Here is a 21,180-nt window from a genome sequence, read left to right on the forward strand (position 1 = left end):
TTAAAGAGACTCTAATAAATTAGTAAGCTTGTGAAGTACGCAAATAATATTTTGGAAACCATTGGGGATACACCTATGGTAAAAATGAATGCTCTGGTAAAAGATGTTGATGCTTTAGTGTTAGCTAAATACGAGACATTTAATCCTGGGAATTCTGTAAAAGACCGAATGGCTTTAAAAATGATCGAGGATGCTGAAGCTGATGGAAGATTAAAACCTGGAGGAACAATTATAGAGGGAACCTCTGGGAATACCGGGATGGGACTTGCTCTTGTTGCAATTGTAAAAGGGTATAAGTTGATCTGCGTTATGGCGGATAAACAGTCCAAAGAAAAAATGGATATCCTTAGAGCTGTAGGAGCTAAAGTAATGGTGTGTCCAACTAATGTAGAACCAGATGATCCTAGATCTTACTATTCTGTTTCTAAAAGGTTGGCAGAAGAAACACCTAATTCTTGGTATGTTAATCAATATGATAATCCGTCTAACGCAAAGGCTCATTACGAAAGTACGGGTCCAGAAATATGGGAACAGACAGAAGGTAAAGTAACACATTTTATTGTTGGAGTTGGAACAGGAGGAACAATTTCTGGTGTTGGTAAATATTTAAAAGAGAAAAACCCAGATGTCAAAATTTGGGGTATTGATACATACGGTTCTGTATTTAAGAAATATCATGAAACCGGAATATTTGATGAAAATGAGGTGTACTCGTACATTACAGAGGGTATTGGAGAAGACATTTTACCAGAAAATGTGAATTTTTCTATTATCGATGGTTTTACGAAAGTAACTGATAAAGATGCTGCAGTTTATACACAACGACTTGCAAAAGAAGAGGGAATGTTCCTTGGAAATAGTGCTGGAGCAGCTATTAAAGGATTATTACAATTAAAAGATCATTTTAAAAAGGATGATGTAGTAGTTGTACTATTTCATGATCACGGCAGTAGATATGTTGGTAAGATGTTTAATGATGATTGGATGAGAGAACGTGGTTTTCTGGAAGAAGAAGTGTCGACAGCAGTGGATTTGGTAAAAAATCATGAAGAGAAACCTTTAGTTACAGTAAAAACTGAAGAGTTGGTTTCTCATGCAATAGAACGTATGCGTAAATTTCAAATTTCGCAGATACCAGTTTTAGATAGCGAAGGTTTTGTAGGGTCGGTAGATGAAAGTGCTTTATTTTCTGCGTTTTTGGATGATAAAAACACTGCGGATACTCCAATCAGAGAAATTATGAATGACCCTTTCCCAATTGTAGAAGCAAATACATCACTAGATGAGATATCAAGTTTAATCAAAAATGGTAATCCTGCTGTTCTAGTTGCACTGGAGAATGGAAAGCATCATATCATTACAAAATATGATGTTATAAGTCATATAAAATAAATTATTTATATTTATATCATATAAGGTATCCCCTTTATTAGTATTTAAACTGATTTAGGGGTTGTTTTTATACCAAAATCTGAACTTCTTTATTTTTGTGCGCAACTTTATGCAAAAAAAACAATCTATAAAGAAAAGATTCGTATAAAATCGAGGGTGTATGCAAAAATATTCATTTGACTTTTCTGATATAGATGTATTAAGGAGCTATTTTAGATCCCAATTGGATCCTGATGGTACTACGGATAGAATTTATTTTCCTTCAGAAATTGGAGAAGGATATCTTAGCTATTATAAAATATCTCCAGAGGTTTTTCTTTTCATCAATAATTATAAAGCACACGTAGATATAGAATATGTAAGAGAACCTATCGGAGAAAAAGATATTATCTTACATTTTAGGAAATATTCATTAGATCATCAGATTGAACAAAATGAAATAATAAGCTCATATTCTGATGGATATACTCCCGGAAATATGAGATGTATGGATGCGCAACAGGGAGAGAGGGTCTACATAACCAAGGGAGCAGAGGTGAAATCAATTATGATAGTATTGAAAAGTAAGTATACAAAACCTTATTTTCTCAAGAATAGTAATATGGCTGATAAAGTAGATCAATATATTAGATACTCCCATCAGCATATTAATAAGTTTTACCTTTCGTATAAACAATCTCTTTTATTTGACCAGATAGTATGCCCGGATATAAAGAAAGTTGAAAATTACCTGTTTTTTATTGCAAGAGGAATTCGCTTACTCGAAACATTCTGGAAAGATGTCCTAATGTGGGAGACAGAAAGCAATCCTTTTAATATAAATAGTGCTCAGGTTGGTAATATTTATAAGGTAAGTAATTATTTAGAACATAACCTCCATGAACCTTTTGTAGGGGTAGATTATTTGGCTTCGATGGCTCATATGAGTCGTACAAATTTCTTTAATATGTTTAAAGAGATTCATGATCAAACACCTTTGGAGTTTTTTAATAATAAAAAATTAGAAAGTTCTTATAATATGATATTTACAGAAGGGTTGACTATCAAAGAAGTTATGGATAATCTTAATTATTCGAATTCATCAAAATTTAAAAAGGCGTTTTTCAATAAATTTGATGTTTATCCAGATATACAAATTCGATAAGTTTTTTTGAAAAAAAAGTATATAAAATAAAGATGGTCGTCAAAAAATGACAACCATCTATAACCTAACACAAACTCAACTAAGCTTAGGATTTTGAAATCTTTATATATTTTTTTTGAAATTATCTTCCCTATTTCGTTAACAAAGAAAAGAAATGATAAGGTTGTAATAATTTCCATTAATACATAAAATCTTACCAATAGTACATTTTTGTAATTTTTGTGATTTTTTTAAGAAAAACAAAGGTAAAACCGTACTATTGGTAGGTGAATAGTGTGATTTTTTTTGAGATTTCTTTAACTTTTTAGTTTGAAATATCCCGTAATAGGTTTTTAGTCAGTACTTAAGAGTGTTTAGGTGATTTCAAGAAATTTTCAAGAGACAATTTCGTCTATTAGTGTTATGCACTTTGTTATTTTTTAGTGTGCTATCTAGTTAATATTGTCAATAATATTTATAAAAGTATCCGGTTCTGGCCTTACTCTATAATTATCGGTTAAATCTGCGAAGATGATTTTTTGATTAGAGTCTGTAATAATAACTGTTGGTAAAACTGTATCATTATCATACCCCAATACCTGAAGGCCCATTGGTAATCCATTTTTTGCTAAAATATTTAGTTTTTTGGATGCTTCACTTTTATAATCTTGTAAGAAATGAAAGTTTAGTTCATACTTTTCTGCTAAAGATTTAGAAAGTGTATGGGGTTGCGGACTTATTAAAACAACATGTACATTCCTTTTTTCCAGTTCTTTATATTGTAATGCAATTTCCTTGATTTGCATCATGCAAAGAGGACACCAGTTACCACGATAAAATAGATATATAGTAGGGTTTCCCGAAAATGTACTTGTAGTGATTTTGTTTTTATTAATATCTAAAAAATCAAGTTTCGGAAATTGTGCGCCTTTCTTTAATATGGCATTTTCGGAACGGTTATTAAAAATCGAATACCATTTTAAATATAAAATCCAGCTTAAAAACATAGCTAGACTGGGTAATATTTCACCTAGATTTATTTCTCTAAGAATACTAAACCCAAGATTTATCAAAAGACCAATAATAATTAACGTAGTATGGGTTTTTAAATTCTTGTCGGTTCTGGCTACTGGTTTTAGAAAAAGTAAAACAAAAAACAGTGTAATAGTTGATGCTATTATTATTTGTCCAAAGAATTGAAGAGCAGGTAGCCCATGTTTAATAATATGTATTGCGCCAAGTATGGTAAAGTAAAGGCCCGATAAGGGTAGGAGCGTAATGAAAATAGATTTTAATATACTGTTCATGTAATTGTTTTGTGAGTAGTCTTAGTAGCGTTAATTCACTTACAATAAAAGAGTAAAATTATGTAATATTCTTTATAAGTTATTCGTAGCAGGGTAACATTTCATCTTTTTAAGACACATCTAAAGTATATGAACAAATGATAATGTTTATATCAACTGTGATAATTTTTTAAATGAATGATTTATTTATGAATGAAGATTTTCTACATTATATCTGGAAATACAAAAAAATCAATTTTTCGAATCTAAAAACTACTGATAATCAATCTTTAGTGCTTCTTAGGGTTGGAGATCATAATCAATTGAATTCTGGGCCAGATTTTTTTAATGCACAATTAATAATTAATGATCAGAAATGGGCAGGAAATTTAGAGATTCATATAAAGTCTAGTGATTGGTATGTGCATCATCATGAGATAGATCCGGCATACGATAATGTTATATTGCATGTGGTATGGAATGATGATATCGAAGTTTTTAGAAACGATAATTCTCGCTTACCTACTTTGCAACTTAAAGATTATGTAGGTACATCTTTACTTATTCAGTATCAAAAAATTTTTCAGAATAAAACTACCAACTGGATTCAGTGCGAGAAACAACTTCCAGAAGTGTCAAGTTTTACAATTTCTAATTGGCAAGAAAGATTATATATAGAACGTTTGGAGTATAAGTCATCCCAAATTAGAGAATTATTAAAAAAATCATCAAACGATTGGGAAGAGGTGCTTTTTAAGTTATTAGCAAAAAATTTTGGGTTAAAAGTTAATGGTGATGCATTTTTAAGTCTAGCTAATTCATTTGGGTTCCCTTGTTTAAGGAAATGTAGTACAAATGTAGAACAATTAGAAGCGCTATTTTTTGGACAAGCTAATTTGCTAGATGTAGACTCTAGTGTTCCATATGTACAGAAGCTTTTAAAACAGTATGCCTTTTTGAAAAATAAATTTAAATTACAAAATAAAGGAGTGATACCTTTTAAGTTTTTTAGATTAAGACCTTCTAATTTTCCTACAATTCGAATATCTCAATTAGCAAGTCTTTATTTTAAAAATAACCAACTTTTTAGTGAGGTTATGAGTATGAATAATCTCGATATGTTTTATGAACTATTTGATGTAAGTGCGAGTGAGTTCTGGGAAACGCATTATACTTTTGATAAGGAATCCAGTTCGAGAGGTAAAAAAATAACAAAGTCATTTATAAACTTGATTTTGATAAATACGATTATTCCTTTGAAATTTTTATATGCTAGGGATATTGGAAAAGATGTAGAAGAGGAAATATTTGGATTAATGTCACAATTACCTTGTGAAAAGAATAATATTACGAATCATTTTATTGATTTGGGAGTGCGTATGGATGATGCATTACATTCACAATCTATGATTGAACTTAAAAACAATTATTGTGATAAAAAAGCTTGTTTAAAATGTTCCATAGGTAATTATTTATTGAATAGAGAAGGTAGTTTAGGATAATATAATTATTTTGCATTATGCTTTATAATTTAAGACATTTTTTGGAGCGCAATGGATTTTATGTTTCCAGTAGGCTTGCAGACAGGTTAGGAATGCGTGCTAAAAATGTACGCTTGTTCTTTATTTATTTAACCTTTGCTACGGCAGGATTAGGGTTTGTGATTTATCTTAATATGGCCTTTTGGTTAAAATTAAAGGATTTGGTGTATACTAAAAGAACTTCAGTTTTTGATTTATAAGTATGTTAAAGCGATTTGGGTCTAAAATATATATAGCCTTAGCTTTACTAATTACTGTAGTTGCGGTAGGAGTAATAGGTTTCCGTTTTTTTTCCGATTATTCTTGGATCGATGCCTTGTACATGACCGTTATTACAATGTCTACTGTAGGGTTCGGAGAAGTAGAACCACTAGATGATACAGCAAAGTTATTTACGGTTTTTTTAATAACAACAAGTGCAATAATTTTAGGATATTCCTTATCCGTAATAACAGAATATATTGTAGGGAAAAGTGATCCTCAAAGAGTACAACATCGAAAACTGCAAAAAATGATGAACAAACTAGAAAATCATATCATTATTGTCGGCTATGGTCGAAATGGTAAACAAGCTGCAGATAAACTGTTGGCATATAATAAGCCTTTTATTATTATAGAAAATGACAAGGCAGTAATCGAAAAATATCAAAGTGATGAGCTTTTTTTTCTAGAAGGAAATGCCACAGAAGATAATGTATTAATAGACGCTAAAATAAAAGAAGCCTTTTGTTTAATCTGTACCTTACCAGAAGATGCTGATAATTTATTTATAGTGTTATCCGCAAGACAAATTAACAGGGACCTTAAAATTATTAGTAGAGCATCACAAGATGCTTCTTATAAGAAAATAAGATTGGCAGGAGCAGATAATGTGATTATGCCAGATAGAATCGGAGGAGATCATATGGCTTCTTTAGTTGTGGTGCCGGATTTAATCGAATTTTTAGATAATTTATCAATAGTTGGTAAGCGATCTATAAATATAGAAGAGGTTTCTTTTGAAGATTTGTTTGATGATAAAAAAGAGAGAACTATTCGTGAGATTGCTATGCGATCAAGGACAGGATGTACTATCATAGGTTATAAGTCTCCTGAAGGCGAATATATTGTAAACCCAGAAGCTGATACCATTTTAAAGCCAGGTTCTAAAGTTGTTGTCCTAGGAAGACCTGAGCAGGTAAATCAATTGAATAAAGAATTTAATATTTAGATTAGCATAAAAGATTTAATCGTTAAATTATTGTAAACAATGGTTTTTTTTAGCATCTTGCTCACTTCTAAAAAACTAAATTCAATTAACTCACACATTATGAAGAGAATTCTTCTTTCAATTTTAGCACTCACAATCCCATTTTTAACATTTGCGCAGGAGACTGCAGAAAAAGGTTTAGATGAAACAATAAATGAGGTATTTGCGGATTATACAGGTTGGTTTGTTAACGCTATTTTTTATCAAATACCAATAACTGAAGGTGTTGGTATTCCATGGGTAGTAATAATGTTACTAGGGTTTGCAACTTTTTTTACATTCTATTTTAAGTTTATTAATATTGGAGGATTTGCAACAGCGATTAATGTGGTAAGAGGTAAGTACGATGAAATTGATGATCACGGTAAACCAGAAGATACTAATGTTAATGTTGTTGATGGTGATATAGTGGATACTATTAAAGATGAAAGTCAAGAAGGAGAAGTTTCTCATTTTCAAGCGCTAACAGCTGCATTGTCTGGTACAGTTGGTTTAGGGAATATAGCAGGTGTAGCAATAGCTATTACGATAGGTGGACCAGGTGCTACGTTTTGGATGATTGTGGCTGGTTTATTAGGAATGACTTCTAAATTTGCAGAATGTACATTAGGGGTTAAGTATAGAGACGTTGGAGAAGATGGAACGGTATATGGTGGTCCAATGTACTATCTTAAAAAAGGTTTATCAGAAAAAGGTGCCGCTGGATTAGGAAAAGTTTTGGCAGTACTTTTTGCTATATTTTGTATTGGTGGTTCTTTTGGTGGAGGAAATATGTTCCAAAGTAATCAGGCTGCACAAATTTTTAATGAAATTGCTGGTTTTGATGGAAGTAGTTCAGGATTAATATTCGGAATTGTAATGGCTATATTTGTTGGTATAGTGATTATTGGAGGGTTGAAAAGAATTGCTTCGGTTACAGAAAAAGTGGTTCCTTTTATGGTTGGAATCTATCTGTTAGCTGCGTTTGTAGTAATTGGGATGAACTTCAGTGAAATTGGGAGTGCATTTGCTGCTATTTTTAATGGAGCATTTGCTCCAGATGGAGTTGTTGGAGGTTTTGTTGGAGTTTTGATTCAAGGATTTAGAAGAGCGGCTTTTTCTAATGAAGCAGGAGTCGGAAGTGCAGCAATAGCTCATAGCGCAGTAAAAACAAATTATGCTGCTAGTGAAGGTATAGTAGCTTTGTTAGAACCATTTATTGATACTGTAGTTGTTTGTACTATTACTGCATTAGTAATTGTTATAACAGGTAATTATTTAGATCCAGGTGCAGCTTCAGGAGTTCAACTTACTTCTAATGCCTTTGCAAGTGCCATTCCTTGGTTTCCTTATGTATTAACTATTGCTGTTGTATTGTTTGCTTTTTCCACTATGATTTCTTGGTCTTATTATGGATTACAATCTTGGTTGTTCTTATTTGGAAAAACCAAAAGGAATATAATGACTTATAAAATAGTATTTTGTTTGTTTACAGTTCTTGGCGCTTCTATAAGTCTTGGTGCAGTTACAGATTTTTCTGATGCAATGATTTTTGCAATGGCTGTCCCTAACTTAATAGGAGTTTCTTTATTATTGCCTAGAGTAAGAGAAGAATTGAAAAAGTATAGAGATGCTATAAAAGCTTCTAAAAATTAAGATTTATTTATCGTCTTAACATGAAAAATACTGAATCCCATTTCGAGATACACAGACGTTTCCGAAATGGGATTCTTCTTTTAGCACTATTAATGTTCTTTTTAATAGGAGTGTTGTATTTTTTTCCTAACACTATAAGTAGTGAGGACAACTTTGTAGCTTATACAGAATATCAGGTACAGATAGATTCATTGAAAAAGGAAGCACTTAAAAAGAAAAAGGAGTATAAATTAAAGCAGTTTAATCCAAATTTCATAACGGATTATAAAGGATACGTTTTGGGAATGACGACAGGTGAATTGGATAAACTTTATGCATATCGAAAAAAAGATAAATGGATAAATTCTGTATCAGATTTTAAAAGGGTTACTGGGGTTTCTGATTCATTATTAGCAGTAATTTCACCTTTATTTAAATTTCCTGATTGGGTACAAAATTCTAAAAAATCAAAACCTTATAATAATGTACGATATCCTATAAAATCTTTTGCTCAAAAAGAGGATCTTAATGGTGTTACTTCTAAGGAATTTCAAGATATTATTGGTGTGCCCGATTTTATTGCAGAGAGGATTATAAAATGTAGAGATAGATTAGGTGGCTTTATAAGCGATGTACAGCTTAAAGATGTTGAAGGCTTGTATGATAATCAGCGTAAAAAAATTCTATCTCTATATACTGTTAAAGAAATAAGAAGATTTGAAAAGATTAATATTAATAATGCTTCAGTAAAGGAATTAATGGAAGTTCCTTATTTTGATTTTGAGACTGCGTTAGAAATTAAAGATTTTATAGATGCACATCAAGGGATTTCTAATTTTGAAGAATTAGGAAAAATTGAGGGTTTTTCTTTAGAAAAAATAGATAGAATAGCATTATATTTGGAATTAAATTAAAAATCGGAAAAAATTACCGTGATTATTGATAATATGTAAATTCTTAGAAGAGTTTTTTATGTTTTTATTTATGGTAATATGTTAGCTATATAAATCAAAGTTATCATTTAAACAACATGTATTTTACAGAAGAGCACGAATTATTTAGAGAAAGTCTAAAAGATTTTTTACAAAAAGAAGTAGTCCCACATATAGAAAAGTGGGAAAAGACTGGTGATATTGAACGTTTCATTTGGGAGAAGTTTGGCGAAATGGGTTATTTTGGGATAGCTTATCCAGAGGAATATGGAGGATTGGGACTAGATCTTTTTTATACCGTAATATTTTTAGAAGAGTTACAGAAAATAAATTCTGGCGGTTTTGCTGCGGCTATGTGGGCACATGTTTATTTGGCAATGACTCATGTAAATAAAGAAGGAGATCATAGAATTAAAGAAGAATATCTTAGGTCTAGTATTTCTGGAGAAAAAATAGGATGCCTATGTATTTCCGAACCATTTGGTGGTTCTGATGTCGCGGGTATGAGGACTACTGCGGTAAAAGAAGGAGATTCTTATGTTATTAATGGCTCTAAAACATTTATTACCAATGGAGTTTATAGTGATTATCTTATAGTAGCTGCTAAGACTACTCCAGAACTTGGTAATAAAGGGATTAGTATTTTTATAATGGATAGAGAAACTCCGGGTATTTCTGCTACTAAATTAGATAAATTAGGTTGGAGAGCATCCGATACTGGGGAGATAGCTTTTGATAATGTTAAAATACCTGGAAATAACTTGATGGGAGAAGAGAACAAAGGTTTCTCATATATTATGCAGCATTTTGCATTAGAAAGATTGATAATGGGTATCAATGCTCATGCAAGAGCCGAATATGCTTTAGATTATGCAATCAAGTATATGAGCGAAAGAGAAGCTTTTGGGAAAACAATCGATAAGTTTCAAGCTCTTCGTCACTCAGTAGCTGATATGGCTAGTGAATTAGAAATGTGTAAAGAGTTTAATTATTCTATAGCTAAAAGATTAAATGATGGGCAGTATGTGGTAAAAGAAGCAAGTATGTCTAAGTTAATGTCGACAAAAATAGCTGATGAGGTGATTTATAAATGTCTACAATTATTAGGAGGATATGGTTATATGGAAGAATATCCATTAGCAAGACTTTTTAGAGATAGCCGATTGGGACCAATAGGAGGAGGTACTTCTGAAATTTTAAGAGAGATTATCGCCAAAATGGTAATCGACAAGAAAGAATACAAACCAGCTGTGAAATCATAATTATAGGTTGCTTTTTTGGCGAAAATTGTTTTTAATTTGCCAAAATGGTAATTATAAGAAGATGTTTCGCTTGCTTATAAAATTTTAAAAGGCTTTTTATATGTCTATAAACTTAAGACATATAAAAAGCCTTTTTTCTTCTTATTGTCTAGCTAGTGTTTATATGAAATAGTACAAGTTTTTTAATCAAAAGAAGGATTGATAATTTTTTTTACTTCCAAATGTAAATTGGATCAATATACACCAACTTGTAAACTTTATCCCTGATATAGATACGATAATCCTAAATCAGTAGAGGTATTATAGTATTCCCTTTAACCGTTTTTTTTTTCCTTCTAAACGCTTTTTTTTCGTCTTCATCTTACTTCTTTTTTTTTGCAGCGTACTGCGGTTGTAGTATTGCGTCACAAATCATTTATTTAAAAATATTTTAATTAATTATGAAAAAGCTAATAACACTTTTTATTAAACTCAACACATTGTTTTTTTTATGTCTCACTTTTGGGTGTAGTAATGATGATTCATCTGATGAAGAAAACTCGATTGTTGGAGAAGAACCTTTGACATATGAAGATGTGTTTTCTGTCGGAAACGAGATTCCTTCTTTTAATGAAGAAAGAATAGAGGAAGTTATATCTATAGAAGAAACTGCATTAGATGAGAGTAATGCAGATGGAACCACTTCGAGATTTATTTGCGTTACCGAAACTATAGATTTGAAGGATGGAACAGGAAAATTTAATTTATTTGATACAAATGCAGATGTAATATTTCCAGGTAATTTATTACAAGGAAAAACTTTGTCCGAGCCTACGCCTTCTCCTATTGTAGTCGAAAGAGCAGGAGGAACTATTTCTATAAATATTAATAACGGAAATTTACAATCTTCTGTAGAAGTAGATGAGGTGAAACGAAGTACGATTCAAGATGCTATAAACCAAATTATCAGCACATCAGGAGAAGAAGCTCCAGCAAATTTTACAGTGGACATCGAGCAGGTAGAGTCTGAAGAGCAGTTGGCGATAGAATTAGGTATTAATGTACGTGCATTTAGAGTGAATGTTTCTAGCAATTTTAGTTTTAGCACAGAAAAAGAATTTAATCGTACGTTAGTTAAATTAGACCAAAGTATGTATACAATGAGTTTTGATTTGCCTACCGAAATTGGGCAAATTTTTGGCGAAAGTGTTACTCCTGAAGATTTAGCACCATTTGTACAAGGTGATAATCCGGCAACTTTTATTTCCTCTGTAACTTTTGGACGTGTTTTTTACATGTTGATAGAATCGACTTCTTCTCGTCAAGAAATGGATGCAAGTATCAATGCGAGTTTTAGAGGTCTTGCGGTTAATGCTTCCGCTGGCTTGGATGTTTCTTCAGTTGAAAGCTTAAATGACTTAAAAATAAAGGTAATTGCATATGGAGGGCCTTCTAGTGGTGCTTTTGAGTTGATTGGTGAAACCAATATTCGAGATATTGCTTCAGCATTAGGAGAAACTTCTGATTTACGTTTTGCATTGCCGGTTTCTTATGTGGTAAGAAGCGTGGAACGACCTGATCAAATTGTTGGTGTAGATTTAGCTACAGAGTTCTGTAGAACTACTTGCGAATTAAAAGGGCAACTACCACTAAGAGCTTATCAAAATCTGGTTGATATTTTTGGTACCGATGATCGTATAGGAGCAGCTTTCAATATTAAAGATGCCGTCATAGGTGTTTATAATGAAGCAGGTGATAGATACGCTATTTATGACGCAGGATTAGCAGAAGTATTAGGAGTATTTGATCATAATGATCCTGATGGTCCATTAGGAGTTAGTGATTTGGATAACGTAGGGGCTGGTTTCAAACATACAGAAACTGATAAAGGATTTCCTGAAAACACTGTGATATTTATTGATAATGGAGGGATTAGGTCACATCGGTTTTTTGTGAATGAAAATTTTGATATTAATGATACAAATCCAATTGGAGTTTATGCTTCCAATACTGAAAATGTCGATACTATTTTAAGTACTTCTGATTCACCTTTCCCTTTTTCTGCAGAAGGTGTTTCGGCGGCTGCAGGATTACCTTCTAACTTGGCTGATGGTAATAGAATGACTTCTATTGTTTTTTCTGATGGGTCGCCAGAGTTTATGCAAAACCTTTTTTCCAGTAGTACAGCTATGGATAATGTAGAAACGCAAAATTTATCGGTATTACTAAAAAATGAAGGTAACGACAGTTTTAATAAAATAGGAGCTGCGGCTGTAATACGTTTTTTAGGAGGAGTAGAAGAGCTTTTGCTAATTAATGAAGAAGGTGATCTTATGATGTATTTAAATGATTTGAATGCGAGGAGAAGAAATGTGTATAGAAGAATTAGAGAGGTTGATGATTTTGAAGCTGATTATTCAGGAGTTAGAGTACTGCAATAATAGTTTGTTGAGTATTATGTCTCTGTAAATCTTACCTACTTATTTATAGTAATTGCCCTAAAACCCTTTCCCCAAGTTTACTTTTCATGACTCCCCGAAGGTTTTGCTTCGGGGTTTCTGATATATTTCTATTTTGAAAGTTTGAATTTTCTTTTTAAAATGAATAGCAAGGTAAAACATAGGATTTGGATTTTATAACCCAAGACTAAAATGAAACAATAGACGGAAAGACTTCCATAATCTTAAGAGAGATTATTGCCGAAATATTTCATCTATACTGTTTAAAATCCTTGATCTAGAGATGAAAATTAAGTCCGAACTGAGAATTTTCTTTTTATTGTCTTTACAAAATGACAATTTGCTACTTTTTAGCGCTCATTTTTGAATACATGATAAAATTTTATTAACACGAAAACGTTTGAGTGGTTCTTCAAACGTTTTCGTGTATGTAAAAATATTACATTGTGAGAAATTTAACACAAAAAACACTTTTTATGAAAACTATTAAATTCGTTTATTTTCTGTTGACGGTATTTTTTATCGTTTCATGCGGTAAAGACGAGGTTCTAGATTCAGTAGAGCCTGAGTCGATCAAACCAGAGGAATCAACTTCTACTAGAGCAGGTCTTAAAGCTATTGGATCTGGGGTGATGATGCAAGCTTTTTATTGGGATGTTCCTGCAGGTGGTACTTGGTGGAATGTTGTAAAAGGAAAAGTTAATGCTTGGAGTAATGCAGGTGTTGATGCTATTTGGCTACCGCCAGTAAGTAAAGCACAGAATGGGCCATTCTCTATGGGATATGATCCCTTTGATTATTATGATTTTGGAGAATATAACCAAATGGGAAGTACCGAGACACGATTTGGTTCAAGATCCGAGCTCGAAAGTCTTATATCGACGGCTCATAGTAACAGTTTAAGTGTGATTGCTGATATTGTTATTAATCATAATAGCGGTGGGGATTTAGAACCGAATGAATTTGCAGGAAAAGAGACGTACACAAAATTTAATCCATTGTCTAATAAGTTTAATAGAACAAAGTATGATTTTCACCCAAATGAAGCCTATAATTCTGATAGTGGTTTCTTTGGAGGATTCCCAGATTTAAGCCATAACAAAACATATGTTCAGGACTGGTTATGGAAGAGAAGTAACTCTGTGGCGAAGTATTATACTAACACTATGGGGTTTGATGGATATAGGTTTGATTATGTAAAAGGTTTTGCTCCTTGGGTTGCAAAAGAATTTCGTCAGTCAACAGGTGGCTTTGGTGTTGGAGAATATTGGGATGGAAATGTAAATACCTTGGATTGGTGGACAAATGAAGCACAGATGTCCGCATTTGATTTTGCTTGCTATTATAAAATGCGGGACGCGTTCGTAGGTAATAATCTAAATGCACTTAGTGGAGATATGCTTTGGAAAAGAAATGCCAGTAGAGCTGTTACTTTTGTAGCTAATCATGATACTGATGAAATTTATACCAATAAGTTATTAGCATACGCTTATATTTTAACTCACGAAGGATATCCTGCACTTTTTTATAGGGATTACGAAGACTGGTTGGATAAAAATAAGCTGAACAATCTTATATGGATTCATAATAACTTGGCCGGAGGTAATACTTCAAATTTATGGACAGATAACGATGAGTATATTGCTAGAAGAAATGGTGGTGGAGGAAAGAATGGTTTAATTGTGTATATCAATAATTCTAATTCGTGGAAAGAAAGATGGATTCAGACAAACTGGTCTAGCCGAAGAATAAAAGATTATACAGGTAATTCGAGCTGGGAGCCGGTAACTCAAGGAGGGAAATGGGTTAAAATACAAGCTCCGCCGAAAGGGTATACTGTATGGTCTCTTAAGTAAGGATTGGGTATATTGTTACTTGTGTAAAAAGATACTGTATAAATCAAGGACAGCTCCTATTTCTATTAAATAATTATATAGATAGAGGAGCTGTTTTTTTTTATGATGATATTCGAATGTTTACAATAAAAAATGAAGAATAATTAACTTCGTGAAGAAAAAGCTTTGTAGATAATACTTTTGTGTTATATTTGCACCCTAATTTTTAAAGAAAGGAGGTAACACTATGTTAATTATACCAGTTAAAGACGGAGAAAATATAGATAGAGCGTTAAAACGTTTTAAGCGTAAATTCGACAGAACAGGAACTATGCGTCAGCTGCGTAAGCGTCAGGCGTTCACAAAGCCTTCTGTAGAGCGCAGAGCTCAAGTTCAAAAAGCGCAGTACATTCAGCACTTAAGAGATCAAGAGGAAATTTAAAAAATGTTGAAACGTTGTATGTTTTGATTTCTTGTATAGAAATCGAACTTCGTTTTTCAGTATATATAAATTGAACCATTAGATGTAAAAGTTTTATACTTTTGCGGTCTAATGGTTTTTTTTTATGTTTATTAAAGAGTTTGTAGATTATTTACTTTTAGAGAAAAAATACTCTACACATACTGTTGCTGCTTATAAAGCGGATTTGCTGTCTTTTGTTCAATTTTATGAAGATGAATACGATGTAAAAGATATTTCAAAATCGGATTATACTCAAATCCGTTCTTGGATAGTTAGTCTGGTTGATAAAGAAGTTTCGAATAGAACAATTAATAGAAAAGTGTCTTCTCTTAAGACTTATTTTAAATTCTTGCTTAAGTCGGAGCAGATAGATAAGAATCCGTTAGCTAAACATAAGGCGTTAAAAGCTTCTAACAAACTTCAAATACCATTTTCGGATGCAGAGGTTGATCTCGTTTTAGAAGAGTTGTCTAGTGGTGTGGATTTTAAAAGTGTTAGGGATAGGTTAATTGTGGAGTTATTTTATGCAACTGGAATGCGTAGAATCGAATTGGTGAATCTTAAGCTTAAAGATGTTGATGTCTCATCTAAGCAGATCAAAGTCTTAGGGAAGCGAAATAAAGAACGGTATGTTCCATTAATCCCTTCGGTTATTAAAACTATAGAGCAGTATATAGAGTTGCGTAAAGATGTAGTTAAAGAGTTGGGAGATTCTTCGTTACTACTTACAGAAAAAGGAGTTAAAATATATGAAACACTTGTTTATCGAGTCATAAATGGCTATTTTAGTAATGTATCTTCAAAAGTTAAAAGAAGTCCGCATATATTGAGACACTCATTTGCGACACATCTACTTAATGAAGGCGCGAACTTAAACGCTGTAAAAGAATTGCTAGGTCATTCTAGTTTAGCAGCTACTCAGGTGTATACGCATCAAAGTATAGCACAGTTGGCAAAAGTGTATAAACAATCCCATCCAAGGAATAAAAAATAAACTATAAGCTGCTTTGTTAATTTCTTTTAGGTTTTAAGTATTTGTTTAACCAATTAATATAACACCTATGAAAGTGAACTTGCAATCCGTAAATTTTAATGTAGATCAGAAGTTGATAGATTTTACTCAAGCAAAATTGGATAAGTTGGAAAATCATTTTAGTCGTATTATTTATGCTGATGTTTTTCTAAAAGTTATGAATACGAGTGGTAAGGAAAATAAAATCACAGAAATTTTGCTTAGTGTGCCAGGAGATGAGTTTATAATCAAAAAAATAAATAAAAGTTTCGAAGAAGGTGTGGATGAGTGTGTTAGTTCATTGGAGAGACAGTTAAGGAAACGCAAGGAAAAATTAAATGCACATGTTTGATGATTTTTTTTAAAAAAATGTTTTGTGTAATAAATAAATTCTATACATTTGCAGTCCGTTAGAAATAGCGGACTTTTTTATGCTTAAAAAAGTAACCAAAAGCCGATGTAGCTCAGCTGGCTAGAGCAGCTGATTTGTAATCAGCAGGTCGTGGGTTCGAGTCCCTCCATCGGCTCAAAAAAAGGTTAAGTTTGAAAATAAATAAACCTTTTTTTTGTAAAATTTTGAATTGTAAAATATTTGATTACTTTTGCGCTTCGAAATTTAGAAGTTCATTCTAAAATAATGATTTTTTTTGGGGAGATACTCAAGCGGCCAACGAGGACAGACTGTAAATCTGTTGTTTTTTAACTTCGCAGGTTCGAATCCTGCTCTCCCCACAACCTTCAATTTTGATTTCAAAATTGTAAATCGCGGGAGTAGCTCAGTTGGTAGAGCGTCAGCCTTCCAAGCTGAATGTCGCCAGTTCGAACCTGGTCTCCCGCTCTTAAAAAATACAGAGCTAATCTTGATGCATTATTAGCATTGGATTTTTAAAATAGAATGTGATGAATCGGTTTTCTTTTTATGCTAAATAAAGGACTCTGGTTTATCATTGTGTACTTTAAAAAGCCGGTGTAGCTCAGGGGTAGAGCGTTTCCTTGGTAAGGAAGAGGTCACGAGTTCAAATCTCGTCATTGGCTCTTGGTTCAGAAGCATTAATTGAACACTAATATATAACTAAGATTAAATAAATTAATTATGGCAAAGGAAACTTTTGATCGTTCCAAACCGCACTTAAATATTGGTACTATTGGACACGTTGATCACGGTAAAACAACTTTAACGGCTGCTATTACTAAGGTATTGGCAGATGCTGGTCTTTCTGAGGCTAGAGATTTCGATACTATCGATAACGCTCCAGAAGAAAAAGAAAGAGGTATTACAATTAATACATCTCACGTAGAATATCAAACAGCTAACCGTCACTATGCACACGTTGACTGTCCAGGTCACGCCGATTACGTAAAGAACATGGTAACTGGTGCTGCGCAGATGGATGGTGCTATATTAGTGGTAGCTGCTACTGATGGACCTATGCCACAAACTCGTGAGCACATCCTTTTAGGACGTCAGGTAGGTATTCCAAGAATCGTTGTATTCCTTAATAAAGTGGATATGGTTGATGACGAGGAGCTTTTAGAATTAGTAGAGATGGAAGTTAGAGATCTTCTTTCTTTCTATGAGTATGATGGAGATAATGGACCTGTAGTTGCTGGATCTGCACTTGGTGCTCTTAATGGAGAACAAAAGTGGGTTGATACGGTTTTAGAATTAATGAAAGAAGTAGATGCTTGGATTGAGGAGCCATTACGTGAAATCGATAAGGATTTCTTAATGCCGATCGAAGATGTATTCTCTATTACTGGACGTGGTACTGTAGCAACTGGTCGTATAGAAACAGGTATTGCTAACACTGGAGATCCTGTTGAGATCATCGGTATGGGTGCTGAGAAATTAACTTCTACTATAACAGGTATTGAGATGTTCCGTCAAATCCTTGATAGAGGAGAAGCTGGAGATAACGCTGGTATCTTATTAAGAGGTATTGAGAAAACTCAGATTTCTCGTGGTATGGTAATTACTAAGCCAGGATCTGTAACTCCACACGCTAAATTCAAAGCTGAGGTATATATCCTTAAGAAAGAAGAAGGTGGACGTCACACTCCATTCCATAATAACTACCGTCCTCAGTTCTACGTTCGTACAACTGATGTAACTGGAAACATTGCGCTTCCTGATGGAGTTGAGATGGTGATGCCTGGAGATAACTTAACTATTACTGTTGAGCTTATTCAGCCAATTGCAATGAATGTAGGTCTTCGTTTTGCTATCCGTGAAGGTGGTAGAACAGTAGGTGCCGGTCAGGTAACTGAAATTTTAGACTAATAATATAGATGATATAAGGAAAGGTATTCGTTACGACGAATACCTTGACTTATGTATACGGGTTTAGCTCAGTTGGTAGAGCACTGGTCTCCAAAACCAGGTGTCGGGAGTTCGAGCCTCTCAACCCGTGCTTAGAAAATTTGAATTATATATGCTTAAAAGCATAATGATTTTAAGATAAGTTTCAAGTGACAGGTTTGTCGTTAAAAAGAATAGAAAGATGGCTGGATTAATAAATTATATTTCGGAATCATATAGCGAGTTGAAAAACCACGTTACTTGGACTCCTTGGGCAGAAGCACAAAGACTAACTTTAGTTACCATTGTATTTTCTGTTATTTTTTCCTTAGCTATCTGGGGAGTGGATACTGTATTCAGTAATTTGATAGAGTATTATTTTACTTTAGTTAAATCATAAATTAGTATGGCTGAAGTTAGTAATACAAAGAAATGGTACGTAGTACGTGCTGTAAGTGGTCAAGAAAATAAGGTTAAAGACTATATAGAGAGAGAAATCGCTCATATGGGTATGGAGGATTATGTTTCTCAGATCTTAGTTCCTACTGAAAAAGTGGTGCAAATCCGTAACGGAAAGAAAATAAATAAGGAAAGAGTGTATTTTCCTGGGTATGTTATGATAGAAGCTAACCTATCTGGAGAAATTCCTCATATAATAAAGTCTATTAATGGAGTTATTGGTTTTCTTGGAGAAGTAAAGGGTGGAGATCCTGTTCCTTTAAGAAAAGCAGAGATTAATAGAATGTTAGGTAAGGTTGATGAACTTGCTGTAAAAACTGATAATGTTGCAATTCCTTATACTGTTGGAGAAACGGTTAAAGTAATTGATGGTCCATTTAATGGTTTTAATGGTACAGTAGAGAAAGTAAATGAAGAAAAGCGTAAGCTAGAGGTAATGGTAAAGATTTTTGGAAGAAAAACACCATTAGAATTAAGCTATATGCAAGTAGAAAAAGTATAATAATTGTTACATTATATATCCTGAATTGTTCTTATTGCTTCCACTTTATAGAACAATTCTAATTTAAAATTAGAAAAATGGCTAAAGAGATAAGTAAGGTTGTAAAACTTCAAGTACGTGGAGGAGCGGCTAATCCGTCCCCACCAGTTGGACCTGCTTTAGGTGCTGCCGGAGTGAATATCATGGAATTCTGTAAGCAATTCAATGGTAGAACACAAGATAAGGCTGGTAAAGTATTACCAGTTGTTATCAATGTTTACAAAGACAAATCTTTTGATTTTGTAATTAAAACTCCACCTGCAGCAGTTCAAATACTGGAAGCAGCAAAAACGAAAAAGGGTTCAGGAGAGCCAAATCGTAAGAAAGTAGCTAGTGTTACTTGGGATCAAGTTCGTGCAATAGCAGAAGATAAAATGCAAGATTTGAATGCATTTACTGTTGAATCTGCTATGAAAATGATAGCCGGTACCGCTCGTTCAATGGGTGTAACTGTAAAAGGACAAGCTCCTTTTTAATCCAAAAACGTGTAGAAAATGGCAAAAGTAACTAAAAAGCAAAAAGAAGTTAGAGCTAAAGTTGAAAAGAATAAATCATATTCAGTAGACGAAGCTTCTGCTTTAGTAAAAGAAATAACAAACGTAAATTTTGATGCATCTGTAGATTTAGCAGTTCGTTTGAACGTAGATCCACGTAAAGCTAATCAAATGGTACGTGGTGTGGTAACTTTACCTCACGGAACAGGAAAGGATGTTAAAGTTCTTGCATTGGTAACACCAGATAAAGAAGCTGAAGCTAAAGAAGCTGGTGCTGATTTTGTAGGTCTTGATGAGTATCTTGATAAAATCAAAGGTGGATGGACTGATGTAGATGTGATTATCACTATGCCAAGTGTGATGGGTAAATTAGGTCCATTAGGTCGAGTTTTAGGACCTCGTGGTTTAATGCCTAACCCAAAGACTGGTACTGTAACTATGGATATAGCTAAGGCTGTTTCTGATGTTAAAGCTGGTAAGATAGATTTCAAAGTTGATAAGACAGGAATCGTTCACGCTGCAATTGGGAAGTCATCTTTTTCTGCTGATAAGATAGCAGGAAATGCAAAAGAATTATTAACAACATTGGTGAAGTTAAAACCTGTGGCTGCTAAAGGTGTATATATAAAATCTATTTATATGTCTTCTACTATGAGCCCTAGTTTAGAAATTGATTCTAAGCACTTTGCTGGGTAATTAAGATATACGATTATGACAAGAGAAGAAAAATCACAAGTAATTGAAGACTTAACTGCTCAGTTAGCTGAAAACTCTAATATTTATTTAGCTGATATTTCAGGATTAGATGCAGGAACAACTTCAAATTTACGTAGAGCTTGTTTTAAAGCTAACGTATCATTAAAAGTAATTAAGAATACGCTCCTTGCTAAGGCAATGGAGAAATCAGATAAGGAGTTTGGAGAATTACCTGAGGTATTAAAAGGTAATACTTCTATTATGTTTTCCGAAACTGGAAATGCACCAGCGAAGGTTATTAAAGAGTTTCGTAAGAAATCTGAGAAGCCTGTATTAAAAGGAGCTTTCGTAGAGTCAGCGATTTTTGTTGGTGATGAGAATCTAGAAGCACTTGTTAATATCAAGTCTAAGGAAGAAGTTATCGGAGATATTATTGGCTTATTACAATCACCTGCTAAGAATGTTATTTCAGCATTAAAGTCAAGTGGTGGTACTATTGCTGGTATTCTTAAAACATTATCCGAAAAAGAAGGATAATCTAAGC

The 21,180-nt window shown here is 33.1% G+C and carries 20 protein-coding genes and 5 tRNA genes; 24 read left to right on the forward strand and 1 reads right to left on the reverse strand.

The window, feature by feature from the left end:
• The first annotated feature begins 30 nt into the window (after nt 1-30).
• Nucleotides 31-1,392 (forward strand): pyridoxal-phosphate dependent enzyme, encoded by a 1,362-nt coding sequence (locus H526_RS0115085; RefSeq protein ID WP_027393781.1) that lies wholly within the window; start codon nt 31-33, stop codon nt 1,390-1,392.
• Between the two features lie 160 nt (nt 1,393-1,552).
• Nucleotides 1,553-2,536: a helix-turn-helix domain-containing protein gene (locus H526_RS0115090; protein ID WP_027393782.1), complete on the forward strand. Its 984-nt coding sequence runs from the start codon at nt 1,553-1,555 to the stop codon at nt 2,534-2,536.
• Nucleotides 2,537-2,967: 431 nt separating this feature from the next.
• Here the strand turns inward: H526_RS0115090 and H526_RS0115095 are convergent, their stop codons facing one another.
• The gene (locus tag H526_RS0115095; protein WP_027393783.1) at nt 2,968-3,822 is read right to left on the reverse strand and encodes a peroxiredoxin family protein; all 855 of its coding nucleotides are present in this window, start codon (nt 3,820-3,822) and stop codon (nt 2,968-2,970) included.
• Nucleotides 3,823-3,995: 173 nt separating this feature from the next.
• On the opposite strand from H526_RS0115095, the gene H526_RS0115100 reads away from it, so the two are divergent.
• The 22 genes from H526_RS0115100 (at nt 3,996) to rplJ (ending at nt 21,173) form a co-directional block, all read left to right on the forward strand.
• A complete protein-coding gene (locus H526_RS0115100) occupies nt 3,996-5,303 on the forward strand; it encodes a DUF2851 family protein (RefSeq protein ID WP_245591212.1) in 1,308 nt (435 codons plus the stop codon).
• Nucleotides 5,304-5,320: 17 nt separating this feature from the next.
• Complete coding sequence (locus H526_RS0115105; protein ID WP_035085698.1) at nt 5,321-5,542, forward strand: PspC family transcriptional regulator; 222 nt, start codon at nt 5,321-5,323, stop codon at nt 5,540-5,542.
• Nucleotides 5,543-5,544: 2 nt separating this feature from the next.
• Complete coding sequence (locus tag H526_RS0115110) at nt 5,545-6,552, forward strand: potassium channel family protein (protein WP_027393786.1); 1,008 nt, start codon at nt 5,545-5,547, stop codon at nt 6,550-6,552.
• Nucleotides 6,553-6,651: 99 nt separating this feature from the next.
• Entirely contained in the window at nt 6,652-8,226 is a 1,575-nt protein-coding gene (locus H526_RS0115115) for an alanine/glycine:cation symporter family protein (protein WP_027393787.1), read from the forward strand.
• 20 nt (nt 8,227-8,246) lie between these two features.
• Entirely contained in the window at nt 8,247-9,119 is an 873-nt protein-coding gene (locus tag H526_RS0115120) for a ComEA family DNA-binding protein (protein ID WP_027393788.1), read from the forward strand.
• Nucleotides 9,120-9,235: 116 nt separating this feature from the next.
• Nucleotides 9,236-10,399, forward strand: coding sequence for an acyl-CoA dehydrogenase family protein (locus H526_RS0115125; protein WP_027393789.1), 1,164 nt, complete (start codon nt 9,236-9,238; stop codon nt 10,397-10,399).
• A gap of 440 nt (nt 10,400-10,839) precedes the next feature.
• On the forward strand, nt 10,840-12,819 hold the full coding sequence (locus H526_RS30940; protein ID WP_027393790.1) for a thiol-activated cytolysin family protein: 1,980 nt from the start codon (nt 10,840-10,842) through the stop codon (nt 12,817-12,819).
• A 494-nt stretch (nt 12,820-13,313) separates the two neighbouring features.
• Nucleotides 13,314-14,693 (forward strand): alpha-amylase, encoded by a 1,380-nt coding sequence (locus H526_RS0115135; RefSeq protein WP_027393791.1) that lies wholly within the window; start codon nt 13,314-13,316, stop codon nt 14,691-14,693.
• Nucleotides 14,694-14,919: 226 nt separating this feature from the next.
• Nucleotides 14,920-15,114: a 30S ribosomal protein S21 gene (gene rpsU, locus H526_RS0115140; RefSeq protein WP_025743950.1), complete on the forward strand. Its 195-nt coding sequence runs from the start codon at nt 14,920-14,922 to the stop codon at nt 15,112-15,114.
• Between the two features lie 124 nt (nt 15,115-15,238).
• Nucleotides 15,239-16,129, forward strand: a complete 891-nt coding sequence (locus H526_RS0115145; protein ID WP_027393792.1) for a tyrosine-type recombinase/integrase — start codon at nt 15,239-15,241, stop codon at nt 16,127-16,129.
• A gap of 67 nt (nt 16,130-16,196) precedes the next feature.
• Nucleotides 16,197-16,499: a ribosome hibernation-promoting factor, HPF/YfiA family gene (gene hpf, locus H526_RS0115150; protein WP_027393793.1), complete on the forward strand. Its 303-nt coding sequence runs from the start codon at nt 16,197-16,199 to the stop codon at nt 16,497-16,499.
• A gap of 101 nt (nt 16,500-16,600) precedes the next feature.
• Nucleotides 16,601-16,674: transfer RNA gene (locus H526_RS0115155), tRNA-Thr, on the forward strand.
• 122 nt (nt 16,675-16,796) lie between these two features.
• Nucleotides 16,797-16,879 (forward strand) — tRNA-Tyr (locus H526_RS0115160).
• A gap of 33 nt (nt 16,880-16,912) precedes the next feature.
• A tRNA-Gly gene (locus H526_RS0115165) sits at nt 16,913-16,985 on the forward strand.
• A 125-nt stretch (nt 16,986-17,110) separates the two neighbouring features.
• Nucleotides 17,111-17,182 (forward strand) — tRNA-Thr (locus H526_RS0115170).
• 58 nt (nt 17,183-17,240) lie between these two features.
• On the forward strand, nt 17,241-18,428 hold the full coding sequence (tuf, locus tag H526_RS0115175; protein WP_027393794.1) for an elongation factor Tu: 1,188 nt from the start codon (nt 17,241-17,243) through the stop codon (nt 18,426-18,428).
• A gap of 57 nt (nt 18,429-18,485) precedes the next feature.
• Nucleotides 18,486-18,558 (forward strand) — tRNA-Trp (locus H526_RS0115180).
• 90 nt (nt 18,559-18,648) lie between these two features.
• A complete protein-coding gene (gene secE, locus H526_RS0115185) occupies nt 18,649-18,846 on the forward strand; it encodes a preprotein translocase subunit SecE (protein WP_027393795.1) in 198 nt (65 codons plus the stop codon).
• Between the two features lie 6 nt (nt 18,847-18,852).
• Nucleotides 18,853-19,407 (forward strand): transcription termination/antitermination protein NusG, encoded by a 555-nt coding sequence (nusG, locus tag H526_RS0115190; protein WP_027393796.1) that lies wholly within the window; start codon nt 18,853-18,855, stop codon nt 19,405-19,407.
• Between the two features lie 77 nt (nt 19,408-19,484).
• The gene (rplK, locus tag H526_RS0115195) at nt 19,485-19,922 is read left to right on the forward strand and encodes a 50S ribosomal protein L11 (protein ID WP_027393797.1); all 438 of its coding nucleotides are present in this window, start codon (nt 19,485-19,487) and stop codon (nt 19,920-19,922) included.
• An 18-nt stretch (nt 19,923-19,940) separates the two neighbouring features.
• A complete protein-coding gene (gene rplA, locus H526_RS0115200) occupies nt 19,941-20,636 on the forward strand; it encodes a 50S ribosomal protein L1 (protein WP_027393798.1) in 696 nt (231 codons plus the stop codon).
• A gap of 15 nt (nt 20,637-20,651) precedes the next feature.
• Entirely contained in the window at nt 20,652-21,173 is a 522-nt protein-coding gene (gene rplJ / locus H526_RS0115205; protein ID WP_027393799.1) for a 50S ribosomal protein L10, read from the forward strand.
• Nucleotides 21,174-21,180 lie beyond the last annotated feature (7 nt).

The organism is Aquimarina latercula DSM 2041, from assembly GCF_000430645.1.
Lineage (GTDB): Bacteria > Bacteroidota > Bacteroidia > Flavobacteriales > Flavobacteriaceae > Aquimarina > Aquimarina latercula.

Coding starts and splice junctions, on each gene's coding strand:
- H526_RS0115145 (WP_027393792.1), top strand. CDS start 15,239: ATGTTTATTAAAGAGTTTGTAGATTATTTACTTTTAGAGAAAAAATAC.
- H526_RS0115120 (WP_027393788.1), top strand. CDS start 8,247: ATGAAAAATACTGAATCCCATTTCGAGATACACAGACGTTTCCGAAAT.
- H526_RS0115095 (WP_027393783.1), bottom strand. CDS start 3,822: ATGAACAGTATATTAAAATCTATTTTCATTACGCTCCTACCCTTATCG.
- rpsU (WP_025743950.1), top strand. CDS start 14,920: ATGTTAATTATACCAGTTAAAGACGGAGAAAATATAGATAGAGCGTTA.
- nusG (WP_027393796.1), top strand. CDS start 18,853: ATGGCTGAAGTTAGTAATACAAAGAAATGGTACGTAGTACGTGCTGTA.
- hpf (WP_027393793.1), top strand. CDS start 16,197: ATGAAAGTGAACTTGCAATCCGTAAATTTTAATGTAGATCAGAAGTTG.
- H526_RS0115125 (WP_027393789.1), top strand. CDS start 9,236: ATGTATTTTACAGAAGAGCACGAATTATTTAGAGAAAGTCTAAAAGAT.
- H526_RS0115100 (WP_245591212.1), top strand. CDS start 3,996: ATGAATGATTTATTTATGAATGAAGATTTTCTACATTATATCTGGAAA.
- rplJ (WP_027393799.1), top strand. CDS start 20,652: ATGACAAGAGAAGAAAAATCACAAGTAATTGAAGACTTAACTGCTCAG.
- H526_RS30940 (WP_027393790.1), top strand. CDS start 10,840: ATGAAAAAGCTAATAACACTTTTTATTAAACTCAACACATTGTTTTTT.
- H526_RS0115115 (WP_027393787.1), top strand. CDS start 6,652: ATGAAGAGAATTCTTCTTTCAATTTTAGCACTCACAATCCCATTTTTA.
- secE (WP_027393795.1), top strand. CDS start 18,649: ATGGCTGGATTAATAAATTATATTTCGGAATCATATAGCGAGTTGAAA.
- H526_RS0115090 (WP_027393782.1), top strand. CDS start 1,553: ATGCAAAAATATTCATTTGACTTTTCTGATATAGATGTATTAAGGAGC.
- H526_RS0115110 (WP_027393786.1), top strand. CDS start 5,545: ATGTTAAAGCGATTTGGGTCTAAAATATATATAGCCTTAGCTTTACTA.
- H526_RS0115135 (WP_027393791.1), top strand. CDS start 13,314: ATGAAAACTATTAAATTCGTTTATTTTCTGTTGACGGTATTTTTTATC.
- H526_RS0115105 (WP_035085698.1), top strand. CDS start 5,321: ATGCTTTATAATTTAAGACATTTTTTGGAGCGCAATGGATTTTATGTT.
- rplA (WP_027393798.1), top strand. CDS start 19,941: ATGGCAAAAGTAACTAAAAAGCAAAAAGAAGTTAGAGCTAAAGTTGAA.
- rplK (WP_027393797.1), top strand. CDS start 19,485: ATGGCTAAAGAGATAAGTAAGGTTGTAAAACTTCAAGTACGTGGAGGA.
- tuf (WP_027393794.1), top strand. CDS start 17,241: ATGGCAAAGGAAACTTTTGATCGTTCCAAACCGCACTTAAATATTGGT.